The sequence below is a fragment of the Streptomyces sp. NPDC051211 genome, assembly GCF_040689505.1.
Taxonomy (GTDB): Bacteria; Actinomycetota; Actinomycetes; order Streptomycetales; family Streptomycetaceae; genus Streptomyces.
On record NZ_JBFBAV010000083.1, the window covers coordinates 1 to 11,271 of the forward strand.

Sequence of the window (11,271 nt, forward strand, 5' to 3'; positions counted from 1 at the left end):
CTCTGCGCCGCCGGCGAGGAATGCAAGGGCCGGTTCACCCCGACCTTCTTCACCCGCAAGCGGCTGACCGAGGTCAACACCTTCGTCTGGAACGGGACCACCCACAAGCCGGTCGACACCTGGAACCTGGTCCAAGGGTTCCCGATGACCGGTGACGGCACCGACTACCCCCTGTGGCTCTCCGAAATCCGCCACGTGGGCAAGAACGGCACCGCGATCGAGCTGCCGCCGGTGAAGTTCCGCGGGAAGCAGCTGGACAACCGTGTCGACGGCCAGGGCGACGGCAAGCCGCCCTACCGCCGCTACCGCATCGAAGCGATCGACACCGAGACCGGCTCCACCATCCGGGCCAACTACGCAGCAACCCAGTGCAAGGCTGCCGACCCCCGGGTCATGCCAGCCTCACCCGAGGCGAACAACCTCCGCTGCTACCCGGTCATCTCCGAACTCCCGGACCCGACCGACCCGACCCGCGAGCGGAAGATCTACTCCACCGACTGGTTCCACAAGCACATCGTGGACTCCGTCCAGGAGGAAGACCGCAACGGCAACTCCCCCACCCGCCGCACCGAGTACCAGTTCATCGGCGACCCCGCGTGGGCGTTCGACGACGAGACCGAAATGATGCGCCCCAAGACGCGCACCTGGTCCCAGTGGCGCGGCTACGCCCGCGTCAAGACGCTGATCGGTGTTGCCCCGGACAAGCGCTCCATGACGGAGACCGTCTTCTTCCGTGGTCTGGACGGCGACCGTGCCGGCCCGGACGGCGGCAAGAAGTCGGTCACGGTCAAGGACTCCGAAGGCAACGGCATAGCCGACCACCGCCTCTACGCCGGTCAGACCCGCGAGGTCCTGGCCTACAACGGCGAAGGCGGCGCCCTCGAAGCAGCCACCACCTACACCCCCTGGCTCCACGGCCCCACCGCCACCCGCCTCCGCAAGGGCGAAACCGCGGCGGAGGACATCGAACCGCAGCAGGCGTTCGTCCAGCAGACCGCCGGCGTCCAGTCCCGCATCCTCCTGTCCGACGGCCGCGGCTGGCGCCGCACCGCGATGAAGACGGACTACGACACCCGGGGCTTCGCCCAGCAGGTTTCCAACCTCGGCGACATCGCTGACCCGTCGGACGACAGCTGCGCCCGATACGAGTACGACGCGGACGAGACCCGCTGGATCATCGCCCGCCAAAAGCGCGTCGAGACCGTCGCGAAGGCGTGTGACGCCACCGTGCAGCGCCCGGCGGACGTCACCGCCGACGTCAAGATGTCCTACGACGCAGTCGGTAATCTGAAGTCGACGGAGTCGCTGACTGGTTACTCGGGTAGCACTCCGCAGTACCAGGTGGACGGCAGCGCGACCTTCGACGTCTACGGCCGTCCGAAGACCAGCACCGACGTGTTCGGCAAGGTCAGCAAGGTCGACTACACCCCGGCCTCCGGCCAGATCGTCACCAAGGTCGTCACCACCAACCACGCCGGCCACACTCAGACCACGGAGACCGACCAGGGCCGCGGCTCGGTCCTGGCCAAGCAGGACACCAACGGCCGCCGCCAGGTCATGGAGTACGACGCCCTCGGCCGCCTGGCCAAGGTGTGGGGTCCGTCGCGGAACCCGCTGACCAAGTCACCCAGCGGCATGTTCTCGTACGACGTCCGTACCGATGGCCCGGTCGTCATCACGAACAAGGCGTTGCTGGACGACGGTACGTACCGCACCAGCTACGACATTTACGACAGCAGCCTGCGGATCCGTCAGACCCAGATGGAGGCGCTGGCCGGCGGTCGGATCATCACGGACACCTTCTACAACAGCCTCGGCCAGGTCTGGAAGTCCAACGGCGCCTACTACACCGCAGGCACCGCCTCGGGTGTGCAGTTCGCCCCGCGAGACAACGAGGTCCCGTCTTCGACGGTGACCGAGTACGACGGCTCCGGCCGCTCGACCGCGCAGATCTCCAGGAAGCTCGGCGAGGAAACCTCCCGCACCACCACCACCTACGGCGGCGACAACATCACCGTCGACCCGCCCACCGGTGAAACCCCCACCCGGGCCTTCCTCGACGGAGCCGGCCGCAAGACCGAACTCCGCTACTTCCGCTCGGACTCTCCGACCGGCGCCTACGACAAGACGACCTACGCCTACAACCAGCGCGGCGCGCTGGAATCGGTGGTCAACCAGGCCGGCGACAAGTGGGGCTTCGAATACGACATCCGCGGTCGCCAGACCAAGCAGACGGACCCCGAAAAGGGCACGACGTCCATGACGTACGGCCAGGGCGACCGTGTCACTTCGGTAACTGAGGGTCGCGGCAAGACAGTCGTTCCGGAGTACGACGCGCTCGGCCGCGTCATCGCGACCCGCGAAGGCTCTGCCACGGGTCCGAAGCTGACCTCCACCACGTACGACACCCTGCCGGGCGCCATCGGCCTGCCGGTCGCATCGACCCGCTACGTGAACGGGCAGGCGTACACCCAGGAGGTCACCGGCTACGACATCGCGTACCGCCCCACTGGGTCGAAGACCACGATTCCCTCCTCTGAGGGTGCTCTCGGGGGCACGTACGAGTTCACCACCGGTTACCGGGAGAACACCGGGCTGGTCGACTGGATGGAGCAGCCGGCCGTCGCCGGTCTGCCCATCGAGCTCACCACCATCCAGTACAACCACTTCGAACTGCCTACCGTGATGGGCATCGAGGGCAAGACGTTCGTCGACAAGGTCGACTACTCGCCCATGGGCGACGTCCTGCGCACCTACGCCGGCCCCGCCGGAGCCCAGGTCTACACGTCGAACTTCTACGACGAGCAGAACCGGCGCCTGACCCGCACCGTGAACAGCCAGGAGCGGTCACCGACTGCCATCAACGACACGTCGTACAGCTACGACGCGATCGGCAACATCCTCAAGATCTCGGACAAGGAGGGCACCAACCCCACCGCCGACACCCAGTGCTTCGCATACGACTACATGCGTCGTATGAACGAGGCCTGGACCGCCACCGACGACTGCGCGGCCAAGCCGAACGCAGCCGGACCCGGCTCCAAGCCCCAGGTCGGCGGACCCAACCCCTACTGGACTTCCTACAGCTTCGACGCCGCAGGCAACCGCACCAAGGAAATCCAGCACTCCCCCACCGGCGACCTCACCAAGGACGTCACCCGCACCTACACCTACGGCACCCCCGGCCAGCCCGCAGCCAACCGGCTGCAGAAGGTGGACACCACCGGACCCGGCGGATCCCGCACCGACACCTTCACCTACGACGTCGCGGGCAACACCAAGACCCGCACCATCCAGGGCGAAACCCAGACCCTGGACTGGACGATAGGCGGGCAGCTGGAGAAGGTCACCAAGGGCACCGACTCGACCGAGTTCGTGTACGACGTGGGCGGTAACCGTCTCATCAAGCGGGACAAGACCGGCACCACGCTCTACCTGGCCGGCACCGAGGTCAAGCTGACCACGGCGGGCAAGCTGGAAGGCACGCGGTACTACGCCCACCCGGCCGGCCCCACCATGGTCAAGACCGTCAAGGACGGCGTGACCTCCACGTCCTACCTGATGGCCGACCAGAACGGCACGGCGACCACCGCGGTCGACTCCAAGACCGGGGCCGTCACCCGCCGGAAGTTCGCCCCGTACGGCGATGCCCGTGGTGCACAGCCGTCCGTGTGGCCGGGCAAGAAGGGCTTCGTCGGCGGCGACATAGACGAAACCACAGGCACCGTCCACCTCGGCGCACGAGAATACGACCCCGCGACGGGCCGGTTCCTGTCGGTCGACCCGATCGTCGACTTCAGCGAGCCGAAACAGCAGAACCCGTACGCCTACGCGAACAACTCGCCCATCACCTTCAGCGACCCGTCCGGTCTCTCGATCGCGCCTCCCACGATGCCGGTCAAGGACTTCACGGACGCCGAGGTGGCCTGGGCCAACATGATCCAGGGCAAGAGCGCCCTGGACGTCGCGCTGGAAATCGCCATGGGCATCCTCAAGGACGCCTCCGGCTACAACGACATCCGCGACTGCCTCAACGGCTCATGGGGCGCCTGCGCCGGACTCGCCCTCGATGCGGCACTGCCCTTCGCCGGGCGCGCCAAGCGCATCATCAAGGCACTCGACCGTGCTTGGGAAGCCTTCAACAGCTGGGCCGGAAAACTCGCCAAGGCTCGCGACATCCTCCAGCGAGTCGAGCGCTACCAGCAGGCCATGGCCAAGTACGCCGAGGACCTGGCCGAATGGAAACGCCAGATAGAAGAAGCCGCCGAGCGAGCAAGAAAACTCGAGGAAGAAGCAGCAGCAGCAAGAAGAGCCGCACAAGAAGCAGCAGCCGCAGCCGCCAAGAAGGCCGACGAAGCCAAAGCCACCGCAGCCAAGCAGGCCAAGGCATCGACCACCAAGACGAAGAACACCGACGGCGGAGGAAAGGCGTCGAAGGCCGACGAGACGAAGAAGGCCGACGCTCCCAAGAAATCGATCACCAAGAACACGGACACCGGTACCGAGAGTCGCCTGACAGGAAAGAGCAGTAGCCGCGGCACGGCGACTGTCCGCTGGGATGAGGACATGGAGCATTCCACCATCCGCGTGGAGAGTCACGGCAAATCCCTCGAAACCGAGCAGGTGCTCCCTGAGTGGGATGGGGAAGGTGCGGCTCCCTCCGGGTCCCCCACCACGTCCGATCGCGCCGGCCCTCTCGGGAAGAACGTCATCGAGATAACCTTCGAATTGCCCGACGCAGGCGCCGCCAAGAGGTACCAGAGGAAGAACATCGACCAACCCATGGGGGGCTACGATAAGTTCCACAACAGCTGCATGACGTATGCAGTTGACGTCCTCAGAGCAGGAGGGGTCGATATCCCAGCCGGCGCCCCAGGAATGGTACAGCTCATGAAGATGCTGAAGGCACAGAAGGGATCGGGATGAGCCGGAAAGAGGAGCACCACGATGCCGTTCTCGCTGAGATCCTCCTGAGCGAGCGGGTTGGAACCTCCCACATCCGCTACGTCGGGGACATCATCTCCACTCGCGCACAATTGAGCATGGGAATGATCGGATCGGCGGGTCCCGATCTCGACGAGTATGCCGAGATGGTGGAAAAGGTCCTTGAACTTGAGGATGCTTACCGCCGCGCATGGAAGGCCGTGACCAGCGAGGCTGACTTCAAGCAGGCCAAGCTGAAACTGCCGGAGCTTGAAGACGCCCTGAGGAGCGCCGCGGAAGGACTTCGCGAAATCGGCGCCCGCCACGGCATCGAGTTCGGCTCCTGACCCGACCCGCACAGGCATGAGGAAGCCCCCGCCCGGTTTTCCGGGCGGGGGCTTCTTCATGTCATGCGGGCGTTACCAGGTGCCAGGCAGGGTCTGCCAGCTCAGGAAACCGTTCGCGAAGCCGCCGTCGGTGCGGCTCTTGAAGGTGAAGGCGCCGGTGGCACCGTTGTAGTAGTTGTACATGCTGGACACGTCGTCACGGCCGTCCCCGTCGGAGTCGCCCGACACCGGCATACCCGCGTTGGACGCGTACCAGTTGCCCTCGGGCGTGTCCCAGCTGCGCATCGCGGCGCCCACCTTGCCGTCCGGCTGGCCGAGCAGCGTGTCCAGCGAGCCACGGCCGTCGCCGTGGTCGTACTTGAGCGCCGCGTCGGCACGCCCGTCGCCGTTGTAGTCACCGACGGTGAACTTGGTGCGCGCGTACTCCCACTCCTCCTTGGTCTTGGTCCACGACTTGACCGGAGCGGCGAAACCGCCGTTGGGCTGGCCGATGAAGGTGAACATCGCCACGCCGCCGGCGGTGTACCCGTACAGCGCGAGGATGTCGTCGCGGCCGTCGCCGTTGACGTCACCGGCCCGGAACGAGGCGTGGAAGATCCACCAGTTTCCGGTGGGCACCCGCCAGCTGGCGACGCCCGAGTTGAAGGTGCCGTTGGCGTTGCCCGTCCAGGTGTGCAGGCCGGCCGCGCCGTCGCCGTAGTCGTAGACCATGGCGATGTCGGCACGCTTGTCGCCGTTGAAGTCGCCGGCGACGTAGATGCCCTTGGTCCAGTCGAAGTTGCCCACGGCCGCCGTCAGGCCCTTGAGGGGGGTGAAGGTGCCGTCGGCGTTGGAAAGGAAGTTCCACAGCGCGTTGCTGCCGTCGGCATAGCCGTAGACCGCGCCGATGTCGGCCCGCCCGTCACCGTTGAAGTCACCAGCGACCCACTTGGCGCGGGCGTAGGAGAAGGAACCCTTGGCGCTGGTCCAGCGCACCGTCGGCTCTTCGTACCCGCCGTCCGCACGGGCGTTGAGCACCCACAGGGCGGTGGTGTTGTCGCCGTAGTCGTAGACGGTCGCCAGGTCGCTCCGTCCGTCACCGTTGAAGTCGCCGGACAGGTCGGTGCGGAGGTGGGCGGTGCGGTCGGCCGGCTTGTGCTCCAGGCTGACGCCGGTGGTGGAGTTGTAGCGGATGTAGCCGCCCTGGAAGTCCTCGCGGACGCCGCCGTAGACCTCGTACTCGCCCGAGGTCGGGTAGCCCAGGTAGCTGGCCGTGGCACCGAGGGCCATCCACTTGGTGCGGATGCCGCCGGAGACCGGCTGTGCGCTGGTGGCAGAGGTCCAGTAGATCGAGCCGGTGTCGGCCGTCTTGGTGCGGGGGCGGAAGTGGTTGTAGCGGCCCTTTCCGTCGGTGTGGTTGGTCTCGTCGGTGGTCGGGTAGCCGAGGTAGCCGCTCGGGCCGCCGGTCTCCAGGTACTTCTTGTAGATGCCGCCGTGGATCGACCAGGAACCGAACTCGGGCGAGTAGTAGATCGCGCCGTTGCCGCCGGACCCGGTGAACGTGGTGAAGGCGCCCATCTCGTCGAAGGTCCTGCTCTCGTCGGAGGTCGGGTATCCGAGGAAGCCCTTCTCCCCTCCGAGGTTGAACCACTTCGTGCGGATGCCGTTCTCGACGGCCCAGGCGCCCGTGCTCGGGTGCCAGTAGATGGAGATGTTGTCACTGGTGCGGCCGGGACCGCGCAGGTGGACGTACTTGCCGCCGTCGGCCGTGTTGGCGACGTTGCCCGAGGGCTTGGCCCAGGCGGTGCCACCCTTGGCCTTGAACTTGGCCAGGATCGGGCCGCAGAGCGAGTGCGTGCCGGAGACCGCCGAGGCCACGCTCTCGCACGTGGTCCACGGGGTGCCGCCGACGGCGATCTGGCGGGCTGCGCCGAAGACGTCGCCGTTGACCGGCGCGTGGCCGGGGAACTCGTAGATCACACCGTTGTTGTCACGGGCCCACAGGTCCGGGAAGCCGTCCGGCTCGAAGTCGCCGAGGCTGGTCAGGTGCGACCAGGTGGCCGCCTTGAAACCGGAGCCGATGGAGCTGGTCCGGACAGCGGCGTCCTGGTACACGGTCAGGTCGGTCGCGGCGATCGCCGCGGGGTCGGTGGTCTTGCGGCTGGTGTACTGGTGGATCGTGCCGTTGACCTTGTCGCGGGCCCAGATCTCCGGCAGACCGTCCTTGTTGAGGTCGCCGGGGGCGCTCAGGGTCATGTTCTGCCAGTCGGCGTTGCCGAGCGCGATCGGGTCGAGCCCACGGTGGTCCAGCATGCCGTCCGCTGCGCCGAAGTAGAGCCAGAGCTCCGCGCCGGCCTTCACCAGCAGGTCGGGCTGATCGGTCTCGCCGACCAGGCCGTCCCCGTCGTCGTCGTTGACACTGCCGATGGCCAGGGCCTGATCGGCCAGACCCCAGTGATCGTTCTCGCTGTACCGGGTCGTCAGCTCGATCGCACTGGCCTCGGGGTTCTCGAGTTCGCCGTCGCCCTGTCCGCGGTAGACGTACAGGCTCTGGCGGCTGGCGTCGGCCGAGGGGCGCAGGGCGATGAGGTCCTCGTAGAAGTCGCCCTCGTTCCAGCTGCCCCACTGGGTCAGCGACCGGGCGTCTGCGAAATTGCCGTACCTGGTCTGCCGGGGCGTGCCGAAGGCGCCGGCGCCCTTGCCGGGGACCATCCACAGCTGGCCGTCGCCCGGGTCCACGCTCCAGATGTCGGTCAGGCCGTCACCGTTGGTGTCACCGTGCTTGTCCCGCTCCGGCTGGCGCTTGGCGTAGAAGTTGTACAGCGTGGTGTCCGAGCGGTTGCCCGCGGCGTCGAGGCTCCACACGAAGATTGAGTGCGGGCCGGCCGCGGCCGGGGTGTACTTGATCTGCGCGGGACCGCCGGTAGAAGTCGCGTTGACCGTGCGGACGGTGGGGTCGCCGGCCGTGTGCCACTGGTACCGGTTGACGTCGGCAACCGTGTTGGCTCCGAAGGTGAACGTGCCTTCGGTGCGCGCGAAGGTGGGGTTGTCCGGATCGTCCGCGGGGAACTGCGTCGAGCTCACGGTCGGCTTCGACTTCGGGGCGGCCAAGTCGATGCTGAACGTGCACTGACCGGCCCAGGGGCCCGCGTCATGTCCGTCGGTGGCCCGTACGTCCCACTTGTAGGTGGTACCGGCAAGCGTGCTGCCGAGGATCGGCAGGCGCGCGACGTTGCCCGAGCTGACGCTGACGAGCGTCTTCTTGAGCGTGCTGTAGTCGTTGGCCTTCCAGTAGTGGAACTCGGCCTTGAGGGCGGTGTCCTCGGTGTCCCTCACGCGTGCCCGCAGGACGACCTCGTCCGTCTTGCCGAACGTGCCGCCCGCGCAGGGGACGTACGGGTCGATCGAGCGCTCGGTCGGAACGGTCGGCGCGGTGTTGTACAGCGTGGAGATGCGGGCGCTGTCCGGGTTCATCTTGCGCCAGGAGACGTCGACCGTGTCCTTCGCGGCCTTCAGGCCCAGCGTCCAGGAACCCCACTTGTGCCGAGCGGCGTCGGCGACCGCGGAGGTCACGTTCAGCTCGATGGTGTCGCCGTCGCCGGGGCAGTTGCGGCCGCCGTAGGACTGGCCGGAGGCGTCGACGAGGCGCTGCCAGTCCGGCTGGTTGTTCCAGGTCGTGGCCTTGGTGATGGTGCCGGTGTCCCAGACCTGGATGTCACCGGAGTTACAGCTCCAGGAGCCGGCCGACTTCTGCTGGATGCGAAGGGTGGCGTCCTTGATGATCTTGCCGTGGAGGGCGCCCATGCCGACCTGGAAGAAGGTCTTGGCGCAGACGACGGCACCGCCCTTGGCGGCGTCCTTGGCGCAGCCGACGCGGGCGTCGTTGCTGAGGGTGCCGCCGTTCCAGTAGTTGGTGGTTTCCGTACCGGGGATGCCGTTGTGCTTGTAGGCGACCGCCCAGGCCGACTTCCAGTCGTCCCGCCACTTCGGGTCGATGACGACCGGGTAGGTGGTGTCGGCGGCCGTCAGCAGCTTCCGGTCCGTGGTGAGGGTGAGCTTGTCACCCTTCAGCGCCACGCCGAGGTCGGCCTGCTTGCTGCCGAGGGCGATGCCGTCGACGGCGGCCACCCGGTCGGCGGAAGGCGCGGGGGTCGCGCCGGCGGCGGGGGCTGCGAGGGGGGCAGCCTTCGCACCCGTCGCGGTGGGCTGCGCAGCGGGCTGCGCGGCCGGCTTGTCCGCGCCGGAGTCCCACATCTGGGGCTTGGCGGAGCTGAACAGGGTCTGGCCCGAAGGGTCGACGGCCTGCAGCTCGCCGTTGGCCTCCTTGCGCACGGTGACGCCGTTGCCCTTGAGACCGAAGGTGAGGGACGCGAGCTCCGGGTTGGCCGCGGCCTCGCGGTTCTTGACCACCAGCTGGTGCGTGAACCCGGTGGCCTCCGCGGCGACCCGCAGGTCGACGCCCTTGATGACCTCGGCGTACGTGGCGCTGTTGCCCTCCACGGTGGGCTTGGGCAGCGGCTTCGGCCAGGTCAGGGTGACGTCCCGGCCGTCCTTGCGCATGGTCACCAGCGGGGCCTTGCCGCCGCCGGAGAAGCTGAGCCCGCTACGGGTCGCCTTGGCGGCGATCCGGCCGTCCTTCTGCTTGGCGAGGCGGGTGTCCACGGGGACGAGCTTGCCGCCGCGGTGGACGCGGATCGGCGCCAGCGCCTGCTCGGCGGAGAAGGTCCCGTCCGGGTTGGCCCAGACCTCCTCGTTCTCGGTGCGCTCCGAGACGATCTCGACGCGCTTGCCGGTGCGCTTGGCCTCGGCGCTGGCCTTGGAGGTGCGTTCCGCCTCGGTCGTGGCGGCCGGCTTGGGCTTGGCCGCGGCGGAGGCCACGGCCGGCGCGGCCGCGGCGGCCACGGGTATCGCACCGAGCAGGGTGGCGACGAGCGCGGTCGCCATGGTGAGTACGGGTGCCCTGCGGGAGGGCGGTCCCGCGACGCGGTCCCGTGTCGGGAAGGGTCTCACTGACTGAGTCCTCGGGGTCGGTTTCCGGCAACCCCCTCTCGGGGGCGGCTGAAAACGATCGGTTGAACCTCTAACCGGAGGCTGAAATTCAGCCATCCGCCAACACTTCACAGGTGTTCGATTGATTTGTAACAGCCGAAGGCCCTGAATTTCGACTCGTTCCCCGACGAACCCCCTCGCCGCACGACCCCTTATCAGACATTCTACGGAACCCCAAATTCCGAATAGAATATTCCGCTTACCCTCTCGGACCAGCGGTGACGCGGGGCTGAGCCCCCTCGACAACCCCTCGGAATTTCGACGTCCGCGATCCTCCGCTGTTAGGTTCAGCCAGATTGGTTCAACAGTGCGGAAATACATCCACCCGCACGCACGGATACGGAGTGTTCGAATTTTGAGACGATCCCAGGCGCACGCCATGCGTGCGCCTTTGAGGCGTGTCTGGCGGTGGCCCATACCGCTGCTGGCCACGACACTGCTCGCCAGTGGCATGACGGTGCTGGAGGCGTCCGCCGCCTCTGGTGCCAAGCTGCCGGGCTTGCAGAAGCTGACGAAGGTCAACGGCGAGAACGTCAAGGGCAAGCCGGCTTCCGGTCCCGCCGAGTCGGACCTGAAGGCGTGGAAGGGCGCTCCGAAGATCGCCTGGCCTGCGGCTGGTTCGGCCGAAATCGAGCTGCCGAACGCCCCGGCTGCGCCGGCAACGGCACTGAAGTCGGCCACCGGTGGGGCCTTCGGTCTCCCGGCCAAGGACACCGGCGTGGCCGGCAAGCCGGTCAAGGCGGGCAAGCTGCCCGTCTCGGTCGCCGCCGTCGCGCCTACCGCGGCGTCCGCCAACCCCGCGAAGCTGCGGTCCTCGGCAGCCGGTGCCGATGCAGCCCCGGTTGCTGCACCGACCGACGTCAAGCTGAAGGTCGACTTGCTGGACCAGGCGGCCGCAAAGCGCGTCGGCCGCGCGGGCAGCCTTCTCCTGAACGTCAACCGCACGGATGCGGGTAAGACTTCGGCTCCGGTT

The 11,271-nt window shown here is 67.3% G+C and carries 3 protein-coding genes and 1 pseudogene; 3 read left to right on the forward strand and 1 reads right to left on the reverse strand.

All coding sequences use genetic code 11. The features are described 5' to 3' along the window. Together AB0447_RS35900 and AB0447_RS35905 are read left to right on the forward strand one after the other, a co-directional pair. A partial coding sequence (locus AB0447_RS35900) for an RHS repeat-associated core domain-containing protein (protein WP_366481167.1) occupies positions 1–4,926 on the forward strand: 4,926 nt, incomplete at its 5' end. After that, on the forward strand, positions 4,923–5,270 hold the full coding sequence (locus AB0447_RS35905) for a hypothetical protein (protein ID WP_366481168.1): 348 nt from the start codon (positions 4,923–4,925) through the stop codon (positions 5,268–5,270). The genes AB0447_RS35900 and AB0447_RS35905, both read left to right, overlap by 4 nt. 72 nt (positions 5,271–5,342) lie before the next feature. On the opposite strand, the gene AB0447_RS35910 is transcribed toward AB0447_RS35905, so the two are convergent. After that, positions 5,343–10,193, reverse strand: coding sequence for an FG-GAP-like repeat-containing protein (locus AB0447_RS35910; RefSeq protein ID WP_366481169.1), 4,851 nt, complete (start codon positions 10,191–10,193; stop codon positions 5,343–5,345). A gap of 556 nt (positions 10,194–10,749) precedes the next feature. Here AB0447_RS35910 and AB0447_RS35915 point away from each other — a divergent pair. Further along, positions 10,750–11,271 (forward strand): annotated as a pseudogene (locus AB0447_RS35915) (hypothetical protein); the annotation flags it as partial.

Bases quoted from the DNA above. Each gene is read 5' to 3' on its own strand.
- AB0447_RS35905 (WP_366481168.1), top strand. From the start codon at position 4,923: ATGAGCCGGAAAGAGGAGCACCACGATGCCGTTCTCGCTGAGATCCTC.
- AB0447_RS35910 (WP_366481169.1), bottom strand. From the start codon at position 10,193: ATGGCGACCGCGCTCGTCGCCACCCTGCTCGGTGCGATACCCGTGGCC.